The sequence below is a fragment of the Parendozoicomonas haliclonae genome, assembly GCF_900174585.1.
GTDB classification, from domain to species: domain Bacteria; phylum Pseudomonadota; class Gammaproteobacteria; order Pseudomonadales; family Endozoicomonadaceae; genus Sansalvadorimonas; species Sansalvadorimonas haliclonae.
Genome location: NZ_FWPT01000003.1, coordinates 193282 through 211818, shown reverse-complemented (window position 1 = coordinate 211818; position 18537 = coordinate 193282). Strand labels below are relative to the sequence as shown.

Here is an 18537-nt window from a genome sequence, read left to right as displayed (position 1 = left end):
ACTATTCCTTCATCGCTGCGCCTCGCCCTGAAAACTCTCGGGAAAGCTGAGCGCGATCATAAAACCTCAACACGCCCTAGTATCTCAGCTCTGATAGCTCTTCAAAGATGGTGGTAAGCTAGCTTAATCCATCATCGGGGGCTGTCCTGTGGCGCAAAGCTTTTACTTTTATGACTATGAAACCTGGGGTACGGATCCGGCCCGGGACTGGCCTGCTCAGTTTGCCGGCATTCGTACCAATGCCAACTTTGAAGAGATAGACGAACCGCTCAATCTCTTCTGTCGTCTTCCTGCTGGGCAGCTGCCTCATCCTGAAGCCTGTCTGGTAACCGGTCTGACGCCTGATGACGTGAATAGTAAAGGTATCTGTGAAGCTGAGTTTATACGCCAGATCAATGAGCAGTTTTCCCGTCCCAATACCTGTGTGCTGGGTTACAACAGTATTCGCTTTGATGATGAAGTCACCCGCTACAGTCTGTACCGAAATTTTAATGATCCCTATGCCCGTGAGTGGCAAAACGGCTGCAGCCGCTGGGATTTGATTGATGTGGTGCGCCTGTGTGCGGCCCTACGACCTGATGGTATCAACTGGCCGAAAAGGGAAGATGGCACCAACAGCTTTCGGCTGGAGGAGCTGACGGCGGCCAACGGTATTACCCATGCCCAGGCTCACGATGCGGTTTCCGATGTACGAGCCACGATTGCTTTGGCCCGGCTGTTAAGAGAGAAGCAGCCAAAGCTGTTCCAATATGCACTGGATCATCGCCTGAAAAATAAAGCGGGCGAGCTGCTGGATACCATCAGTTCACAACCCAAGGCGGTACTACACATCTCAGGAATGTTTCCGGCCAGCCGTCACTGTCTGGCTGTAGTCGTTCCGCTGGCTGCGCATCCGACCAATAAGAACGAAGTCATTGTTTACGATCTGGCAGAAAGCCCGGAAGAGCTGCTTAGACTCAGTGCTGAGGACATCAAGGAACGGCTCTATACCACTCGTCTGGAGCTTGAAGAAAAAGGGCTAACGCGTGTGGCTCTTAAAACTGTGCGTCTGAATCGTTGTCCAATCCTGTTGCCGAAGTCTTTGATTAAAAGCCCTGAAGAGCAGGAGCGCCTGGGTGTCGATATGTCACTATGTGAGCAGAACTACCGGATGATCTTCGGCGATGGGCAGTTGTTGGCCAATCTGCGTCGAAAACTGATGACGGTATTCTCTGGCGGGGAGCGAGCGTTTGACAGTGATCCGGACTGCCAGCTCTATGGAGGCTTCTTTTCTAATGATGACAAACGACTGATTGATACTGTGCGTACCACTCGTGTCGATCAACTAGCCAGCCTGTCACTGCCTTTCCGTGATGGGCGGCTGGAAGAGATGTTGTTCCGGTATCGGGCACGTAACTGGCCGGAAAGTCTGACTGATGAAGAGCGGGGCGACTGGCAGATCTTTTGCCGCGAACGGGTATTAAAGGGGAGTGGCGGACAGAGCCGACTGTTACCGGATTATCTTAACCATCTCAATGTTCTGATCGCTCAGGAAGAGAATGCTCATAAGCGACAGGTGCTGGCGGATCTCAAGCGCTTTGTTGAAGGGCAGCTACAGCAATTAGAGGTGTCGTGAGCTGACGTGCTTAGCCGGCCAGCTGGAAGTTGGATATATGCGCCTGCAGACGACCAGAGAAGGCCGGCTTCTCGATGTAGTCGATGGCACCTGCCTGAATGGAAGCGACGGCGGCTGTCAGGTTGTGCTGTTGACCTAAAACAATAACAGGAAGTGTCGTGTGCTGAAGAGTCAGGCGGGAAATCTGCGAATGGGTGTCGGAGGCATCAGAAGAGTCTGAGACGATCAGAAAGCAGGGATGTGTCGCCTTGAGGTGACTTTCCATAGCATCCCAGCATTGGAAGTGAATCAGGGTCAGGTTTTGATTCTGGCACAGGGCATGAACGGTTTGCGCAACACCGGAATCGGTATCTACTAAAAAAACCAGGGACTGGTTATCCGAGCTCATGTCTCTACCTCATGCTGATCATCCATTATACAAATGACAACACTACAGGGGTGGTTAACCCAGGCTGTCATCTTAACCATCATAGGGGGATGACAGGATGGCAGACATAGTTGTTTTTACCCGGCTTGTTTCGCCAACTTGAGATTAGGTGTGGGGTAATTGTCTATCTGTTTTTGTTTTTGTAGCGGATGGGCGACCGGTATCGTGGTTCGATACCGGTCGTGGAAGATTACTTAAAGCGGAAATCTTCTTTCAGGTGATCTTTGACCTGCATAACCTGACGAACCAGATGGGCCAGGGACTTGGTGCCCATCTTTTCCATCACACGAGAACGGTGGATTTCCACGGTACGCTGGCTCAGGTTGATGTCGGCAGCGATAACCTTGTTGGCCTTGCCTTCAACAACGTGGTGCAGAACTTCACGCTCACGCTCGGTCAGGGTAGACAGACGACGCAGAATTTCTTTGTGTTCCAGAAGTTCAGCACGCTGTTGTGCGTCCAGCTTCAGAGCATCGTTGATCAGATCCAGCAGCTCCTGATCGCGGAATGGCTTCTGGATAAAGTTCATTGCGCCGTCTTTGATAGCCTGTACCGCCATTGGTACATCACCGTGACCAGTAATGAAGATGATCGGCAGAATGCAGTGCATATCGTTCAGCTTGCTCTGCAGTTCCAGACCACTCATGCCCGGCATGCGGATATCCAGAACGATACAGCCAGGTCTGTTCTCATCGTAGGCTTCCAGGAAGTCTGCCGGAGAAGGAAACACTTCCACTTTCTGACCCACGGAATTCATGAGCATTTTTAATGAGTCGCGAACTGCCTCATCATCGTCGATGATAAATACAGTGGGTTCCTGAGGGTGCTGCATGATGGCTCCGGTACGCTAACAGAATAAATAAGCGCTGAAAAAGTTATGACGCCTAGTTGTCAGTTCTTATAGCCGCTGGTCACAAAATCGGCAAACTGCAAACAGACCTGTCATCCGGACAAGTCAGGTAGAAGAATGTGTTATGACCCGTAACATAAGAACGTTCGAGTCAAATCAGACAATTTTCCGGATGAAAACAGACTCTGAAACTATCAACGTTCTTAAGGGGGAGGAACGCCGTTTTTACGGTCTTGCAGGTCTGTCTAGCGTGCTTATCAGTTTATTGATGTGAACTTTGCGCTATATCAATTGGTCGGTAAGGATAGAGAGAAGGAGGTTGGGTTTTTATCCGTAGAAATACGGGAATGTTGAAATAAAAAGGTCTGCCTACTGCAATTTTTGTCATTTGCCGGTGGTGTTTTGCTTAGCGCCTCGCGTAGTGGCAAGATGGTCTTAGGAAAAAAATGACAGGATGTCATCAGTGAATAAGAAAAATAACGGATAACAACAATGCACTTATTCAGAAAGCTGTTTTGGATACTTTTCTCGTTTACTTTGGGTTTCAGTCAGTTCAGCCGGGCGGAAAGTCAGGCCAGTGGCAATGATGCCGTTACCGTCGAAGATGTTTACAGCGTTCAGCTAAAGGCTTACGAGGCCAGTACTGCCTTCCATATGTTTACCCTGATGGAAGGTGATAAAGAGGTGGGTGACTCCATTGGCGACATTGCCAGAGAAATCGAATCTCTTCTGATCCGCCTGGAAAACTCATCTTTTCTTAATGGGCATGAAACTGTGTTGATGAATGGGGAAACCTTTATCAAGCTGGTGCAGGCCAATGAGTATGCCGATCAGGGCTATACATCCATTTATGCCATCAATGATATGGAAGCCGCGTTGATGGCTTTTCAGGGCGAGTTAAGAAATGTGCTGACCAGCAAGAATATTAATAACTCGGAAACCCAGATCCTTGGCAGCGCGGTACTTGTGCGCAAGATCAGCTCCCGCTATGCACGTCTGGCGGCTCACTGGAATGCCCGAACCGGGATTCTTCCTGATAAGGAAGGCGACACAATTGATGTGCATGCTGAAGCGGTTGCTACGCAGTTTCAGGCGATTCTTCAGCGTGAGGACCTTAATGATGAGACGCGTCGCTCTCTGGTACAGATTAACAAGAAATGGCGCTTTCTTACGCCGAAGCTGAAGGACTATCAGGAGCAGACGGTTCCCTATCTGGTTACCCGCTACAGCAAATCCATTGTTGAGGATCTGCTGGAAATTATCTGAGTCTAAGGTCGTCCGTTATTCAGGATTCTCGTCCTGTTTCATCTGCTGTACCCAGCGGAACACTTCGGCCACCGGGCTGATCAGTTCGCTGGGAATGTAGTTACCCACTTCGCCCTGACTAAACAGGGCGTGGGCCAGCGGAACGTTCTCCATTACCGGGATCTTGTGCCGCTCGGCCACTTTTAAAATAAACTGGGCTTGGTTGCGTTTACCCAGGCAGGTGACCATGGGGAGGGGAGTATCGGTCTTGCTGTAGTACATGCCTACGGCAATATGAGTTGGGTTCTTGATCACCACATCGGATTGGGCAACATTGTCTTCCGAGTTGATCAGCTCTTGGTGAATCTGTTTACGCTTACCTTTGATCTCTGGGTTCCCTTCCATTTCCTTATGTTCCCGCTTGACCTCATCCTTGGTCATCTTCTGTTCTTTGGTGAACTGATATTTCTCAAACATAAAGTCCAGAATCGAGATTACCATAAAGGCGACAATGGCAAACAACATCAGCTTTTTCATTAATGAGCCAAGTACTGGCAGTATGCATTCCGCACCGCACCAGGGCATATTCATCAGATTATTAAGACTGCCGCGAATCACCAGGTAAACAACCAGAGACAAGAACAAAATTTTAATAATGGATTTGAACAGTTCGACCACATTCTTGATCGAGAAAATTTTCTTGGCACCCTGGATCGGGTTTATTTTTTTGATGTCAGGTTTAATCGGTTCAAAAGCTAACAGCATGCCGAACTGAACAACATTGCCCACAATCGCAGCAAAAGCGGAAGCAATAACCAGAGGGGCGATCATCAGCAAGGCCTTGGATAATAATCCCAAAGCTACAGACTTGAGTGCCACCCGAAACTCCATCTCGTAAAACTCTGCCGGGTAGAGCAGCAGCTCCTGGAACATTTGCACATACCAGTCGCTCAATGCCCAGATAATAACGACAACGGCAATAATGCCAAAGGTGGAGGAGACTTCTTTACTCTTGGCAACCTGACCTTTCTTGCGGGCGTCCCGGAGTTTTTTCGGTGTCGGTTCTTCGGTTTTTTCACCGCTCATGGTGTGTTCTCAATCCCTTCCTTAAAGAAAGTATTGACCAAGCTGGCGAATAAATTCAGGAACTTTCAGAGCGTTGCCTTTGCCCAGTGTCATCAAGGTGGTGATATAGAGCACCAGAATGGCCACGGCTACGGCACTCTTGATCGGCATGGCGAGAATAAATACGTTCAACTGTGGCGCTGAACGGCTGATCAGGGCTATCCCCCACTCGGTCACAAACATACAGATCATGATCGGTGCCGCCATCCATACCGCCAGCGTGACAATCATGTCGAACTGTCCCATAAAGAACAGCACGGCAGACTGGTTGAGCTTGGGATAGAACTCAAACAGCGGCCAGGTTTCATAGCTGTGGAATATCGTGCCTAGCAACAGTAGAAAGGTGCCGCTGATCAGATAGAGCGTGGTAAAAGACTGCGCGAACATCAGGCCGGTGGGCGAGGTTTCCGAGCCTGACATAGGATTCATGGTGCTGGCCATGGAGGCACCACGTTGGTTATCAATAATAAAGCCAGTCGCTTCCATCGCCCAGAACGGGATATTGGCAATAAAGCCGATAAACATCCCGATCATGACTTCTTTCACGATGATCGTGAAAATAAAAAATCCACTTAGATCTTCCGGCGGCTGTTGTGCGGAGATGGTCGGGTAAAGGAAGATAGCCAGGCTGCCCACAATGCCATTACGTACCATGGCGCCGCCAACCACCTGCTTGTTTAGTATTGTGCTGGAGTTAAACGCGGCCGCCATCCGAACCATGGTCATGCTGTAGATAAACAGCACATGTTTGAGCTCGTCGGCAATTTCAGGAGGCATGCGGCAGCCCTAAATCTCAGGGATGTAATTCATGATCGCCAGGGCAAAGTTGTAGACCTCAATTCCCATCCAGCGCGCGGTGGCAAAGATACTGATAACCACCGCAATCAGCTTGAAAGCGAAGGGCAGGGTCTGCTCCTGGATTTGAGTCAGAGCTTGAACCAGGCTGATCAGCAGACCTATGCCAGCCGCCGCGACAATGGGTGGCATAGACAGCACCAGCGTAAGCATGAGCGCCTTGGCGGTCATTGTCAGAACTTCAGCTTCAACCATCGGTTACGCTCCTCTACTGATAGCTAAGAACCAGCCCGTGAATCAGGCGGGTCCAGCCATCGAGCAGGACAAATAGCAAAAGTTTAAACGGCAAAGAGATAGTCATGGGCGAGACCATCATCATCCCCATGGCCAGCAGAATATTCGAGACAATCAAGTCGATAATGATAAACGGCAGATAAAGCAGGAACCCGACCTGAAAAGCCTTGGTCAGCTCACTGATCGCAAAAGCCGGCACCAGAATCAGCAGGCTGTCCTGGGCCAGCTCTTCTTTATATTCCGGAGGCCAGAGGGCACTGGCCGTCTTCTGGAAGAATCGACGTTCTCGGTCAGTTGTCGCTTTCAGCAGGAACTTGCGGTAAGGCTGGATGCCGGTTTCATAAACCGAGCGCCACTGGTCGTCTTTGAGGCTGATCTCTTCATCTTTAATCAGGTTAAAAGACTCAATCCCCACAGGCGCCATAATATAAATGGTCAGAATAATCGCCAGTGCGTTCAAAGCCATATTGGGGGGGATCTGTTGGAGGCCGGTGGCATTTCTGAGTATGCCAAACACCACCACCAGCTTCAGAAAGGACGTACCCAGAATCGCTACGAATGGCACCAGGGACATCAGGGCCAGCGGCAGTATCAGGTAAAACGGTGTCGATATCTCAAAATCCATAACCGGGTCATCCTGTCCCGGGGCGTGGCCTGAATAAGACAGGCCGACTGACTGCAACGTTTTACAACAACTGTCTTACAACAGCTTGACGATACGGGCGCCCAGTTGATTGTTGATACTTACCAGCTCGCAGACCGCAAAAGGTTTGCCGTTGGCTTTCATAGTGACCGGGCTGGTCAGATCCCGGTTCAGCTCAAAGGTGTAGCCAGGCCCGAGATGACCCATATCGCCAACGGTCAACTCATGGTGACCCACATCGAAGGCCAGCTTCACTGGCAGACCCTGAACATCCTTGTGGTCAACCTGTTGCTGTGGCGCGGCAGCAGGTGCTGGAGCCGAGGCCTCAGGTGCTTGCTGATGTGTTTCCATGGCCGGTGCGGCAGGTTCGGGGGCAGCTGCGGTGGGTTCATCGAAGTCCAGATCGTCATCGTCGTCGAAGTCATCGCCGAGATCGAGGTCATCGTCGAGATCATCGAAGTCGTCAAAGTCGTCACTCATGCCACTCTCCAGACCCGTTTTTACCAGCTGCTTCAGGGTGACCCGGCTGTCTTCCAGGCTGCCAACATAACCGCTATGTGCCGAGAGTCGGAGCAAAATACTCTTTTTGTCCCGGTACCAGCAGCGATCCATCAATACGATATCGCCGGAGGCCAGCTGCCTGAGCCGCTGGTCTGCGATCACGGTATGCCCAATTTCCACCGCAAGAGGCATGGCAATATCATCGGCCACTCTTGGCATTGCTGTACTGATGGCACCTTGCAGTTGACCGTGAAGCTGATCGTTTACCACCAGTATCCCCTGGGAACTCTGTCCATTGCCCTGGAACTGCAGGCTGAGACAAGGCGTACCCTCAACAATATGTTCACAGCGGGAAATCCGTTGCAGGCGAATATCTCGCTGAACCGCGGCCCGTAAGTCGGACAGTAAACGCTCCAGAGCAATATTCAGGCAGCCGAGACGCAGATCATCAGGCAGTTGATCCAATAGATCGGGGAGAGGCGTGTTGCCAATCTCAACTTCACGAAACAGATCTCGGGAGACCTGCACCCGAGCGGGCAAACCGTCAACACTGAGCTGTAGCTCAAAGTCGAGTGGGCCGGTGGGAGAAAACGCACTCAGGCTGATTTGCCAGGGCTGACCATGGATCTGACTCTGCAGTTGCAAGTGCGTACCACAGGCCAGATTATTAATACTGGCCTGCTGATGGGATAGCGTCTGCAGGGCTAGAGGTTGAATATTAGCGGCCTGTGGAGACATGGTAATCAGTCATCCTTCTTGTCTTTATCATCCTCATCAGCCTGGTACTGCTCCCGGGATCGTCCATCGCCGGTATCCTGGTCGCTACCACTTTGCATCTTGATATCTACGGACACATATCCACCCATTTTGCGGGTCAGTGTGTCCATCAATGCCTGCTCGCCTTTATTAAGAAAATTAAAGGAGTCTGCGGAGGTGGTGGTAAATTCGATCTGCAGCTTGCCGGTCGCATCCTTGCGGATCATAACTTCAGTTCCGGGCAAAACGCCGTCTTTAAAATCGACTTTCACCTGTTTCACATCGGCAGCATTGCTGACCATAATCCGGTCGGCGATCTTCTCTATCTTGTCGATCATCGCCTTGTTATCAACAGCCTGAGCTTCGGCTGTTTTTCCTATTCGGGCTTCAAGAGACTTACCCGCGTCGGCCATCAGAGCAGTATCAGACTCTTCTTTGGTCTCTTCCTTTTTCTTGCTGTGCACATGGCGAAACAGATCTTCAAGGCCTTCTTTTTTTTCACCCTTGTGGTCGGCAGCCTGTTGGCGTGGCTTCTGCAGCAGGTCTTCAGGTTTTTGCTGCTTCCCTTTCAGGGGATGATCACCTTGTGGATGCTCTCTACGGTCGCCGGGCATCTTCTTGTCATTAAGAGCCTTATCGAACGCATGAACGCTTTTTTCTGCCTCTTTCTTCTGGGCAGCATCCATAGATTTTTCATCGGGGCGGCCACCTTCCGGCGGACCCGAAGGTCGGTTGGCGGGAGCTCCCTGTACACTGCTCATAACTGTTTCCCTCTCCCTGTGGTGTTGCGTTTACAGCCCTAGTAACGATTGCGGGGCGTAAACTCTTCCAGCTCCAGTTCCTCGATGCGGGCCTTCTCTTTGGCCTCTTCCTGATTGATTACATCGGTGAACTCTTCAAATTTCTGTACGGCCTGAGTGGCAAGCACATGTTTCTGCTGCGCTTCTTCCAGCTCTTTCCTGGTCTCTTCCAGATGCTCTTCGGCTTGGGTGATGGCATCTTGAAGGATCAGGTCTTTCTCTCGGTGTAACGCTACCGTCTGTTTCACTATGTCGAGATCGAACTGTTTGACCGCAGTATTCATTATTTCATCGTAGAGGCGCTTCTCTTCCTGGATACGCCACTCTTTATAACTCACCAGTTCCTGCTTTTTCTTTTCCACATCCTGAACTGCCAGTTCGACCCGGTATCGGCATTTGCGAACTTCGTCTTCAGCCGACTTTTCCCGAATCCTTTTTATTCGCAGCAGGTCATTAAGCATGGCTGGTTCACCTTACCGTATCAGCTGGTGGAGCTGCTGGACGGTGGTGTCGAAGTCGTTCAACTCATCCGTGCGCTGCTTGAGAAAGTTGCGGATGTTCTCAATGCGCGCCAGCGCTTCATCGGCCAGGGCATCGGCTCCCTGCTTGTATTCACCCACTTTAACCAGCAGTTCAATCTCTTCGTATTTGGCCATCAGCTCCCGCACCCGGCCGGCGGCTCCTTTGTGCTCATCATCAACAATATTGTTCATAACCCGGCTGGCACTGGCGAGGACATCAATCGCCGGATAGTGGTTAGCAGACGCCAGTTTTCGAGAAAGGATAATATGGCCATCCAGAATGGAACGAGTCTCATCAGCCACGGGTTCGGTCATATCATCACCTTCCACCAGAACCGTGTAGAGCGCGGTAATCGAGCCCCGATCAGACATGCCTGCCCGTTCCATCAATTTGGGTAGAGTGGCGAACACCGAAGGCGGGAAGCCCCGTCGAGTGGGAGGTTCGCCTGCGGCAAGGCCAATCTCCCGCTGGGCCCGGGCAAAACGGGTGACGGAATCCATCAGCAACAATACCCGCTTGCCTTGGTCACGAAAGTATTCAGCAACAGCTGTGGCGGTATAGGCGGCTTTGGCCCGCTCCATGGATGACTTGTCGGAGGTGGCGACGATCGTGACCGACTTCTTCACGCCTTCCGGGCCCAGGTCATGCTCCAGGAATTCCCGAAGTTCCCGGCCCCGTTCACCGATCAGAGCAAGAACGGTCACATCCACTTCAGCACCTTTTACGAGCATCGAGAGCAGGGTGGACTTACCACCACCGGCGGCTGCAAAGATACCCATCCGCTGGCCTTCCCCACAGGTCAAAACGCCATCGAGCACTCTCAGCCCTAAAGGCAGAGGCTTATCAATAATTTTTCGTGTCAGTGGATCGGGCGCATCGGCATAAACCGGATACCAGGCTTCGGGAGTAATCTGCTCATCAGGATCCTGATGGAGCGGCCTGCCCATGCCATCGAGCACACGGCCCAGTAAATGGGGGCCGACCGCGACATGGTGCACCCTGCCAGTGGGGATGACCTCGGTATTGGAGGATATGCCCATCATTTCGCCCATCGGGGTCAGCACGGCATCGTAGCCTTCAAAACCCACAACTTCGGCGTAGTTCATATCGTCTTCGCCGGGGGTAAACAGCTCACAGAGTTCGCCAATCTTCACCCCGGGCACAGCGGCTTTGATGATCATCCCCCGGACTTCAGTCACCCGGCCACGGATATCAACCAGCCGGCTGCCATCAACGGCATTCTGCAGGGCTTCGGTCAGGTAGCCGAGGGCATCGTTGTCACTCAAGATCAACTCCTTATGATCCGGGCTCGATGAGAGGTATTAGAGGTATTAGAAGTATAGAATCGGCAAGGGGCGGGTTTCGGCCAGAAAAAAAACGCCCCGATGGGGCGCTATGAGTGGGGGATTTGATCGTTGTGCTTAAACCATGATGCCCATGCCACCATCGGGTTGGGCTGGCGGTGCGCTGCCTGAACCTGCACCGGCTGAAGGTGATTGAGGTGCAGCATCATCGCCGGAGAGATTGCTGGCTTCCTGAACCACCCATTCCAGCGTATTCACGAACTTCTCAAGAGTGGACTCAAAGGCACCGTAATCGATACCGGCGGTCATGGAGCGAATCAGCAGAATCTCGGTTTTATCGTGGTTCAGGGCGAGGTAAGCACCCTGCATGCTGTGGTGTTGCAGGTTAATAAACAGCAGCTTCTCAAACTGGGCCAGCTTGTCTTCAGCACTGGCGTGCATATCCACGGGTTTGACGGCAGAGACAAAGACCAGGGCTTCATCTTCTTCCAGATACTCCATATTCACGATCAGAGTATCGTCAAAGCAGAGTCCGCAGGCTCCGTGTTCATTTAGTTTCAGCTCGCCAAGGCCTATGCCCTCAGCAAAACGCTGCAGGTTCTCTTCGACATTCTGCCGATGGGACATGAGTGAAGTCCTCCCTGACTCTTAAACTCTGTCTGTTATTTCAAAACTGTTGAGCAAACAATGCTGTTTGTTCAAATAAGGTCTTAGTAGAAGTTAAGCATAAAAAAAGCAGGCCTAGGCCTGCTTCTTCTTAGTAATGCCAGCAGCGTTGATTATGGACGCTCAAGGATCGCGGTAATACCCAGTCCGCCAGCGGCACAAACGGATATCAGGCCACGGCCGGAACCCTTCTGTTCCAGCAGTTTGGCCAGGGTAGCCACAATACGACCACCTGTGGCGGCAAACGGATGACCGGTTGCCAGAGAGCTACCATTGACGTTCAGCTTGCTGCGGTCAATGGAGCCCAGTGGCGCATCCAGGCCCAGCTTATTTTTGCAGAAGTCTTCATCTTCCCAGCACTTCAGGGTAGCGAGTACCTGAGCGGCAAAGGCTTCGTGGATCTCGTAGAAATCAAAGTCCTGCAGGCTCAGACCCGCTTTCTTCAGCATCTTTGGTACCGCATAGGCTGGAGCGAGCAGCAGACCTTCCTTCTCACTGCTGTCTTTACCAAAGAAATCGACCCCGGCAGTCTCGCAGAAGGTCAGATAGGCCTTCACCGGCAGATTGCGTTCAGCCGCCCACTCTTCACTGGCCAGCAGAACGACAGAGGCACCGTCGGTCAGGTTGGAGCTGTTGGCGGCAGTCAGAGTGCCTTTGCCGCTTTTCTTGTCGAAGGCCGGCTTCAGGCTGGAGAGCTTCTCCAGATTGGTTTCCGGACGCAGGGTATTGTCACGCTCAAGGCCGAGGTATGGCGTGACCAGATCATCAAAGAAACCTTCCATATAGGCGCGATTCAGGTTCTGGTGGCTGGCCAGTGCCATCTGGTCCTGCTCATCGCGAGGGATATTCCACTCTTTGGCGGTAATCTCTGTATGGCCACCCATGGACAGCTTGGTGCGAGGCTCGCCATTAGATGGTACCAGTGGCATCAGGTGGCGCGGACGGATTTTCGCGATATGCTTGAGGCGCTCACCGTTGGTCTTGCAACGGTTCAGGTCGAGCAGGATTTTGCGCAGACCTTCACTGACGCCAATCGGAGCATCGGAAGTGGTATCGGAGCCACCGGCAATACCACACTCGATCTGACCCAGAGCGATTTTGTTGGCAACCAGGATAGCGGCTTCCAGACCTGTACCACAGGCCTGCTGGATGTCGTAGGCTGGCGTGTGTGGGTTAAGAGCGGTGCTGAGCACAGATTCACGGGTCAGGTTGAAGTCGCGGGAGTGCTTGATGACCGCACCAGCTACGACTTCGCCAATCTGCTCACCCTGCAGGTTGTAGCGATTGACCAGACCATTCAGAGCCGCAGTCAGCATATCCTGATTGCTGGCATGGGAGTAAGTGGAGTTGGAGCGGGCGAAGGGGAGACGATTACCTCCGATAATGGCAACGCGTCTTACGGTCTGACTCATAGCTTACTCCATGTCGATGTTTGATTTTTTTGAATAGAATAGTGATGCATCGTACTGGGCTGATCCGTGATAACGGTTTAAGCAGCCCTAGGGTAGTGTGTTTTACTGTGCATTGTCGCTGTGTTGTGAAGTGTATAGTGCAACAATGGCCTCACATTGGCTATTGTGACTGGAATTTACTCGAGGTCTAGTCAATCCACTGCCTTGTGGGCTCTGCTCAAATAGCCCCCAATTCATTTACTAATAATTACACGAGCCTGCTGCATACCCGCTGTTGAGCCACTCGCAGCCAAGTAAGCAATAAAAAGGGAGTAAACAGAGATGTCTGATAGATACCAAAAGATCGCTACCTCGCCGATGGGCAAAAGCCTGTTCAGTGCGCTGGGTTTACCCACTCCCGTTACTCTGGATCGTCAGGCCAAAGCTGAAGGCGACTTCCTGCATGGCAAGGTACTGGTTGGTGCTGCTTCCGGTTCTACATTGCTGGGTGCTGTTACCCGTATTCTGGCGAACTCCAGTGCTGAAATCTGCTGTCAGGCCAGTGCCGCTACAGCGTCTGATGTTGTGACCGCCGCTGAAAAGGCGGGTAAGAAAACCACGCAGGTCAGCACTGGCAAGGAAGACTCGACCCGCTTCAAGGCGCTGGTGTTTGATGCTACCGGTATCAGCTCCACGGCAGAGCTGCGGGCGCTGCATGATTTCTTCAGCCCGGTCGTGAAAAAGATGGAAAACTCTGGCCGCATCGTGGTGCTGGGCACGCCGATGGCGGAATGTGATTCTGTATCCCAGGCCGCAGCCATGCGCTCACTGGAAGGTTTTACCCGCAGCCTTGGTAAGGAAGTGGGCAAGAAAGGTACTACGGTTCAGCTGGTTTATGTCAGCAAAGGCGTAGATGCTGAACTGGATTCTCCTCTACGCTTCTGTCTCTCCCCGCGTTCTGCCTATGTTTCTGCTCAGGTTCTGCAGGTAGGTACCGGTAAGGAAAATGATGGTATCGATTGGTCCCGCCCACTGGATGGCAAAGTGGTGCTGGTTACCGGAGCCTCACGTGGTATTGGTGAAGCCATCGCGGAAGTGATGGCCCGTGATGGGGCCAAGGTCGTGTGTCTGGATGTGCCGCAGGCGGCAGCCGGTCTGGAAAAAGTGGCTACCCGGATTGGTGGCAGCGTGATCGCCGTAGATATCACTGCAGCGGATGCGCCGAAAGCCATTGCTGATGCGCTGGAGCAGGAGTTCGGTGGTGTTGATGTGGTGGTTCATAATGCCGGTGTTACCCGTGATAAAACTCTGGGTAATATGAAGGCTGACTGGTGGGATATGGTCATTGATATCAACCTGTCTTCCGAAGAGCGTATCAATGATGAACTGCTGGCTCGCAATCTGCTTCGCGATAACGGCCGGATTGTCTGTGTTTCTTCCATGAGTGGTATTGCCGGTAACTTTGGTCAAACCAACTATGCGGTTTCCAAAGCCGGTGTGATTGGTTATGTGCAGGCCATGGCCGCACCGCTGGCGGAAAAGAACATCACGATTAATGCGGTGGCACCTGGATTTATTGAAACTCAGATGACAGCGGCTATTCCGTTGATGACCCGTGAAGTGGGGCGTCGGATGAACTCTCTGTCCCAAGGTGGTCAGCCGCAGGATGTTGCTGAAGCGATTGCCTTCTTTGCCAGCCCGGCTTCTGTTGGGGTGAATGGTAATGTGATTCGCGTCTGTGGGCAGTCCTTGCTGGGTGCATAAGGTTTGCAAGCGAACCAATAAGAAGCCCGGCATTCAGTGCCGGGCTTTTTGTTTAGGGTTTGCTTATTAAACGGTGGAAAGCTTTTTATAACAGTGTTTCTTGCTTTTCCGGTATTCAATCGGGGTCATATCAGTCCAGCGTTTAAAGGCTCGGTAGAACGTACTGGGTTCTGAGAAGCCGGTCAGATAAACAATCTCATCGATGGACTCATCAGTACGGGCCAGCAACTGCTTGGCCAGATTGCAGCGATAGTTCGCTAGCAAATTATTAAAGCTGGTTCCTGCATCTGATAAGCGACTGCGCAGAGAACGGGCGGTCATATCCAGTCGTTCGGAAACACTTTCCAGACTGACTTCACCAGAGTCCAGCAGCTCACCAATCACCCGATTCACATCAACTATAATGTCCTGCTTCTCCAGGCGGGCAATCTGCTCCAAAGCCACCTGCTCATGAGCTTTCATCAGCTCCGGTTCGGCGTGTTGGGAAGGGAAGTGCAGAATGTTGGCACTGAACTCGATGGCATTTTCCCGGCTGTTAAAAATCACCGGGCAGCCAAAGACCTTGCTGTACTCTTCGCTGTTTTCGGCGCCGGAGTGGGAGACGCTGACAGACAGCGGTTGGAAATTATCCTGAGTCAGGTGGCTGAAGAAGCGCATAACCCCTAACAGCATGCAATCAATCAGATGGCGAAGCGGCTTGATGGAGTGGGAAGTGGCATTAATGGTGAATATGCAGCGGTCACCATCTCTTTCTACCCGAGCATCAACGGCATCGCTGAGCAGGCGCTGGTAATTTAAGGCGCGATTCAGACCTTCTTCAAAATTGGGACTGCTCAGGAAAAGATATTCAATGACCTGGCCGCGAAATACGGGAATGTGCTGGCCGAGGTGAAGACCGATGCAAGGGTCATTAGTGACCTCTTCACAGGCTTGCCAGAAAATGGTCTGCGCGTCATGGGGCGTACGAATTTGCGGGTCTTCAATATGGCGTCGGGTAATACCGCAGCGTTCATAAATGGCACTTGCGTCAATACCGGCGTTGATAAAGCCCTGATGGGCCATCTTGACCAGGATGCCTGCATCTCTCAGTTCGCTCATAACTTTACAGCCCTATAGAGTTATTGTTGTTCGCGGGTACCTGAACAGGTGGCGATCTGTTGTTATTTTTCTACTTTATGCTGCTATCTTAGAGGCGATTGGCTTTCGTGACAATGGATGAGACGTTTGTTGGTCATAAGGCGCGGCCTTAACACTGGCAGTAAGTGGTTAGAGGCGTGTCCCGTCTGCCAATGGTTGATCGGGAAGGGGAGATACTATGCCCAACAGCATGCCCGACATCAATGAGCCAAGCCGGCTCGTGAACAACAGGAAAAGGAAACACTCCATGCAGACTCTGGCGCTTTCCAGTATGCCCTCCATGCTCAGCTTGTATGCCAAAGCGGCCAGAAAGAAAGGTCACGCCGGTGAGCTGCCGGCACTCTCTGTCAGTGTGGCGGGGGTGCGGGCTAATGCTCAGGATGTGAAAACCTACGAGAAGATCTGCCACTTTCCGCAAAGCCGGTTTCTCCCAGCTACCTTTCTGCATATCCTCGCTTTCCCTCTGCATATGCGATTGCTGACCGATCCGACTATGCCTTTGAAGCCGATGGGGTTGGTTCATGTGCGCAATACCCTTCGCCAGCTCCGCCCTGTTGAGAAGGGTGAACTGTTGCATATCGAGTGCAGTATTGGAGAATCCCGCGAGGTCGAAGCCGGTCTGGAGTTCGATATCCTGACCCGCATAGAGGCATCGGGTGAGCTGGTTTACGAAGGTATCAGTACCAATCTTCGCAGGCAGTCCAGTCCGTCTGCGGGTGGTAAAAAACAGCATCAGGCTTTCGACGCGCTGGATGTGATTCAGACCTGGTCCCTTGGGTCTTCTCTGGGGCGGCAGTATGGTGCGGTGTCCGGAGATCGCAATCCGATTCATCTCTGGCCGGTGACCGCCAAGCTGTTTGGTTTTAAACGTCATATTGCTCACGGTATGTGGTCCAAGGCCCGTTGCCTAGCGGCATTAACTGATGATATCGCTGGCCAGCCATTTGAGTTGGAAGTGGTATTTAAAACACCGGTTTTCCTGCCTGCGAAGGTAGAGTTCAGTCGCACCAGTACCACTGCCAAAGATGCTGAAGGCCGCAAGGTTGATTTCCGGCTGCGTTCATCCTCCGGTAAACCTCATCTGGAAGGGCGACTCACCCTGATCTGATCTTGCTTCAAACACTGTATAATCGTGCTTTTGAGCTTTGGGATCAGGATGTTGAGCAATGGATGAAGTTCAGCCACAAAATGAAAGTGATGAGCGCTGGATGGATGAGGCGCTCTCTCTGGCCCGGCTGGGCTCCGCCGTCGGTGAGGTTCCAGTGGGGGCTGTGGTGATTTATGACGGTCGAATTGTTGGACGCGGCTATAATAGCCCGATAGGCCGCACCGACCCCTGCGCTCATGCGGAAGTGCTGGCGTTACGGGATGCTGCACGTACCCTTGGCAATTATCGTCTGGTTGACTGTGATCTCTATGTAACCCTTGAACCCTGTGCAATGTGTGCCGGCGCGCTGGTGCACAGCCGTATTCGCCGTCTGGTTTACGGAGCCACCGAACCCAAGGCGGGCGCTATTGAAAGCCGGGATCAGGCTTTAGAGCGTGACAGTTTGAACCATAAAGTGATTGCCGAAGGAGGAGTGAAAGCGGAGGAGTGTTCGGAAGTGATGTCTGCCTTCTTCCGTCGGCGCCGTAAAGAGAAGAAAGCTCTTAAAGCAGAACAGAAGCGCCTCCAGCTGGAGCTGTAGGCGGCCTATCTCATCATTATCCTCGCGAGCGGCCTGTGGTTGTGCACTGTGCCAGAGCACGGGAGTTCTGGCGGCTAAGGTTGGCCATAATGTGACCATAGTAACGGCGGATATTATCCACATAGCGAACCGGCTCTGATCCCCGGGCAAATCCATGTCGGGTTTGGGTATGCCAGGCTGGGTCTTCCAGCTTTAACAGAAAGTTCTTTAGCTGAGCCCACTTGTCGGGATTGAAACCCTGCTTGCGAGCCAGGATGCGCGCATCATACAGATGGCCAATGCCGACATTGTATGCGGCCAGAGCCTGCCAGGTTCTATCTGGTTCACGAATAGTTTCTGGCAATCTCTCTTTTAACTGCTGCAGGTAACGAACACCGCCGCGAACACTCTGTTCTGGATCCAGACGGTTGCGAACACCCAGTTCCTTGGCTGTTGGCAGGGTTAGCATCATCATGCCGCGAACCCCGGTTGGGGATTTGGCTTTCGGATGCCAGTGGGATTCCTGATAGCTGATAGCTGCCACTAGATGCCAGTCGATACGGTGCTCATGGGCAACCTGACGAAACAGGTCATGATACTGAGGCAGCCGGTTGCTCATATGAGTTTCCAGACTGAAAACCTCTCCCGCCGTCAGGGATCTTACTGCTGGAGTAGGCTGCAACTGGGTCGCAAAGCTTTGCGGGAGATTACCCAGCAGGAAATACTCCTCTTCCAGACGCGCCAGATGAGCATGGTTCTGATGATGCACCAAAAAACTGTGTGGGCAGTCACTGTGAAGGTGTTTGCCGGCAACTTTACTGGCGCTTCCTGTAGTCAACAGAACGCCTGTCAGCACAAGCAGCATGAGTAGCTGTCTTAATCGGCCATTTGTTAATGCAAGGTCTGAACCCATCATCGGCTGTTACCTCTGAATTGCCCATTCCCGGGAATTACACCATCTTGCTATCGAATCGTCTTTTCTACATAGGTCTGAATGAGTGGATATGTTTAATTAAATCAACAGGTTAATGGCTT

At 52.1% G+C, this 18537-nt stretch carries 19 protein-coding genes; 5 read left to right on the top strand and 14 right to left on the bottom strand.

Annotated features, from left to right (window positions below; translation table 11 throughout):
* The first annotated feature begins 148 nt into the window (after positions 1-148).
* Entirely contained in the window at positions 149-1615 is a 1467-nt protein-coding gene (gene sbcB, locus EHSB41UT_RS07360) for an exodeoxyribonuclease I (protein ID WP_242667261.1), read from the top strand.
* Between the two features lie 10 nt (positions 1616-1625).
* On the opposite strand, the gene EHSB41UT_RS07355 is transcribed toward sbcB, so the two are convergent.
* Both EHSB41UT_RS07355 and EHSB41UT_RS07350 read right to left on the bottom strand, forming a co-directional pair.
* On the bottom strand, positions 1626-2003 hold the full coding sequence (locus EHSB41UT_RS07355; protein ID WP_087108346.1) for a response regulator: 378 nt from the start codon (positions 2001-2003) through the stop codon (positions 1626-1628).
* A gap of 229 nt (positions 2004-2232) precedes the next feature.
* The gene (locus EHSB41UT_RS07350) at positions 2233-2874 is read right to left on the bottom strand and encodes a response regulator transcription factor (RefSeq protein ID WP_087108344.1); all 642 of its coding nucleotides are present in this window, start codon (positions 2872-2874) and stop codon (positions 2233-2235) included.
* A 510-nt stretch (positions 2875-3384) separates the two neighbouring features.
* Between EHSB41UT_RS07350 and EHSB41UT_RS07345 the strand changes: the two genes are divergently transcribed.
* A complete protein-coding gene (locus EHSB41UT_RS07345; RefSeq protein WP_133060429.1) occupies positions 3385-4158 on the top strand; it encodes a hypothetical protein in 774 nt (257 codons plus the stop codon).
* A 15-nt stretch (positions 4159-4173) separates the two neighbouring features.
* On the opposite strand, the gene sctU is transcribed toward EHSB41UT_RS07345, so the two are convergent.
* The 10 genes from sctU to EHSB41UT_RS07295 all read right to left on the bottom strand — a co-directional run bounded on the left by sctU (position 4174) and on the right by EHSB41UT_RS07295 (position 12955).
* On the bottom strand, positions 4174-5223 hold the full coding sequence (sctU, locus tag EHSB41UT_RS07340; protein ID WP_087108341.1) for a type III secretion system export apparatus subunit SctU: 1050 nt from the start codon (positions 5221-5223) through the stop codon (positions 4174-4176).
* Between the two features lie 21 nt (positions 5224-5244).
* Positions 5245-6039, bottom strand: a complete 795-nt coding sequence (sctT, locus tag EHSB41UT_RS07335; protein WP_087108339.1) for a type III secretion system export apparatus subunit SctT — start codon at positions 6037-6039, stop codon at positions 5245-5247.
* A gap of 9 nt (positions 6040-6048) precedes the next feature.
* The gene (gene sctS / locus EHSB41UT_RS07330) at positions 6049-6312 is read right to left on the bottom strand and encodes a type III secretion system export apparatus subunit SctS (protein WP_087108338.1); all 264 of its coding nucleotides are present in this window, start codon (positions 6310-6312) and stop codon (positions 6049-6051) included.
* A 13-nt stretch (positions 6313-6325) separates the two neighbouring features.
* Positions 6326-6976 carry a type III secretion system export apparatus subunit SctR gene (sctR, locus tag EHSB41UT_RS07325; RefSeq protein ID WP_087108336.1) on the bottom strand — a complete coding sequence of 217 codons (651 nt, stop codon included), beginning with the start codon at positions 6974-6976 and terminating at the stop codon, positions 6326-6328.
* Positions 6977-7051: 75 nt separating this feature from the next.
* Complete coding sequence (sctQ, locus tag EHSB41UT_RS07320) at positions 7052-8233, bottom strand: type III secretion system cytoplasmic ring protein SctQ (protein WP_087108334.1); 1182 nt, start codon at positions 8231-8233, stop codon at positions 7052-7054.
* Between the two features lie 5 nt (positions 8234-8238).
* A complete protein-coding gene (locus EHSB41UT_RS07315) occupies positions 8239-9012 on the bottom strand; it encodes a type III secretion HpaP family protein (protein ID WP_087108332.1) in 774 nt (257 codons plus the stop codon).
* 38 nt (positions 9013-9050) lie between these two features.
* Positions 9051-9512 (bottom strand): type III secretion system stalk subunit SctO, encoded by a 462-nt coding sequence (sctO, locus tag EHSB41UT_RS07310; protein WP_087108330.1) that lies wholly within the window; start codon positions 9510-9512, stop codon positions 9051-9053.
* 12 nt (positions 9513-9524) lie between these two features.
* A complete protein-coding gene (gene sctN / locus EHSB41UT_RS07305; protein WP_087108328.1) occupies positions 9525-10859 on the bottom strand; it encodes a type III secretion system ATPase SctN in 1335 nt (444 codons plus the stop codon).
* Positions 10860-10994: 135 nt separating this feature from the next.
* On the bottom strand, positions 10995-11504 hold the full coding sequence (locus EHSB41UT_RS07300) for a type III secretion system chaperone (RefSeq protein ID WP_087108326.1): 510 nt from the start codon (positions 11502-11504) through the stop codon (positions 10995-10997).
* A 152-nt stretch (positions 11505-11656) separates the two neighbouring features.
* Complete coding sequence (locus EHSB41UT_RS07295) at positions 11657-12955, bottom strand: acetyl-CoA C-acetyltransferase (RefSeq protein ID WP_087108323.1); 1299 nt, start codon at positions 12953-12955, stop codon at positions 11657-11659.
* A gap of 321 nt (positions 12956-13276) precedes the next feature.
* Here EHSB41UT_RS07295 and EHSB41UT_RS07290 point away from each other — a divergent pair, with 321 nt between their 5' ends.
* On the top strand, positions 13277-14698 hold the full coding sequence (locus EHSB41UT_RS07290) for a 3-oxoacyl-ACP reductase (protein WP_087108321.1): 1422 nt from the start codon (positions 13277-13279) through the stop codon (positions 14696-14698).
* Between the two features lie 66 nt (positions 14699-14764).
* On the opposite strand, the gene EHSB41UT_RS07285 is transcribed toward EHSB41UT_RS07290, so the two are convergent.
* On the bottom strand, positions 14765-15796 hold the full coding sequence (locus tag EHSB41UT_RS07285) for an AraC family transcriptional regulator (protein WP_087108319.1): 1032 nt from the start codon (positions 15794-15796) through the stop codon (positions 14765-14767).
* Positions 15797-16082: 286 nt separating this feature from the next.
* Here EHSB41UT_RS07285 and EHSB41UT_RS07280 point away from each other — a divergent pair, with 286 nt between their 5' ends.
* Positions 16083-16943, top strand: coding sequence for a MaoC family dehydratase (locus EHSB41UT_RS07280; RefSeq protein WP_165767180.1), 861 nt, complete (start codon positions 16083-16085; stop codon positions 16941-16943).
* Positions 16944-17001: 58 nt separating this feature from the next.
* Positions 17002-17523 carry a tRNA adenosine(34) deaminase TadA gene (gene tadA / locus EHSB41UT_RS07275; protein ID WP_087108316.1) on the top strand — a complete coding sequence of 174 codons (522 nt, stop codon included), beginning with the start codon at positions 17002-17004 and terminating at the stop codon, positions 17521-17523.
* A gap of 16 nt (positions 17524-17539) precedes the next feature.
* Here tadA and EHSB41UT_RS07270 read toward each other — a convergent pair whose 3' ends face one another.
* Positions 17540-18340: a transglycosylase SLT domain-containing protein gene (locus tag EHSB41UT_RS07270; RefSeq protein WP_242667260.1), complete on the bottom strand. Its 801-nt coding sequence runs from the start codon at positions 18338-18340 to the stop codon at positions 17540-17542.
* Positions 18341-18537: the final 197 nt, after the last annotated feature.

Coding starts and splice junctions, on each gene's coding strand:
- sctT (WP_087108339.1), bottom strand. CDS start 6,039: ATGCCTCCTGAAATTGCCGACGAGCTCAAACATGTGCTGTTTATCTAC.
- EHSB41UT_RS07280 (WP_165767180.1), top strand. CDS start 16,083: ATGCAGACTCTGGCGCTTTCCAGTATGCCCTCCATGCTCAGCTTGTAT.
- EHSB41UT_RS07315 (WP_087108332.1), bottom strand. CDS start 9,012: ATGAGCAGTGTACAGGGAGCTCCCGCCAACCGACCTTCGGGTCCGCCG.
- EHSB41UT_RS07300 (WP_087108326.1), bottom strand. CDS start 11,504: ATGTCCCATCGGCAGAATGTCGAAGAGAACCTGCAGCGTTTTGCTGAG.
- tadA (WP_087108316.1), top strand. CDS start 17,002: ATGGATGAAGTTCAGCCACAAAATGAAAGTGATGAGCGCTGGATGGAT.
- EHSB41UT_RS07350 (WP_087108344.1), bottom strand. CDS start 2,874: ATGCAGCACCCTCAGGAACCCACTGTATTTATCATCGACGATGATGAG.
- EHSB41UT_RS07285 (WP_087108319.1), bottom strand. CDS start 15,796: ATGAGCGAACTGAGAGATGCAGGCATCCTGGTCAAGATGGCCCATCAG.
- EHSB41UT_RS07355 (WP_087108346.1), bottom strand. CDS start 2,003: ATGAGCTCGGATAACCAGTCCCTGGTTTTTTTAGTAGATACCGATTCC.
- EHSB41UT_RS07345 (WP_133060429.1), top strand. CDS start 3,385: ATGCACTTATTCAGAAAGCTGTTTTGGATACTTTTCTCGTTTACTTTG.
- sctR (WP_087108336.1), bottom strand. CDS start 6,976: ATGGATTTTGAGATATCGACACCGTTTTACCTGATACTGCCGCTGGCC.
- sctO (WP_087108330.1), bottom strand. CDS start 9,512: ATGCTTAATGACCTGCTGCGAATAAAAAGGATTCGGGAAAAGTCGGCT.
- sctS (WP_087108338.1), bottom strand. CDS start 6,312: ATGGTTGAAGCTGAAGTTCTGACAATGACCGCCAAGGCGCTCATGCTT.
- EHSB41UT_RS07295 (WP_087108323.1), bottom strand. CDS start 12,955: ATGAGTCAGACCGTAAGACGCGTTGCCATTATCGGAGGTAATCGTCTC.
- EHSB41UT_RS07290 (WP_087108321.1), top strand. CDS start 13,277: ATGTCTGATAGATACCAAAAGATCGCTACCTCGCCGATGGGCAAAAGC.
- sctQ (WP_087108334.1), bottom strand. CDS start 8,233: ATGTCTCCACAGGCCGCTAATATTCAACCTCTAGCCCTGCAGACGCTA.
- sctU (WP_087108341.1), bottom strand. CDS start 5,223: ATGAGCGGTGAAAAAACCGAAGAACCGACACCGAAAAAACTCCGGGAC.